This is a genomic window from Planococcus sp. RAB007_Raresut (assembly GCF_057369535.1).
In genome coordinates, this window is sequence record NZ_JBXYIF010000246.1 from 1 (window position 1) to 241 (window position 241).

The following is a 241-nucleotide window of genomic DNA, read 5'->3' on the forward strand; positions in this document are numbered from 1 at the left end:
TCTGTTCGATTCACTCTTTGCCCTCATCGAAGAGAAGTCGGCCCGGGACTTCGGACGATTTGACCACACGCCGGACCCGATCACGGAGACATCGGTGCGTACTTATTTATCGCATCAGCCAGGTCGCTATTGGGGCGGGGTCCCAGTTAAATCATTTGAGCGATTCGACCGATATATAGAACGAGAACAACATGTCGAGCGGTTTTATCGCATTGCAGCGATTGAAGGACTGGATGGATTT

General features: G+C 51.0%; 1 pseudogene. It reads left to right on the plus strand.

Features of this window, described 5'->3' with window-relative positions:
• Positions 1 to 241, plus strand: a pseudogene (locus AC2Q9J_RS18430) (nucleotide pyrophosphohydrolase); the annotation flags it as partial.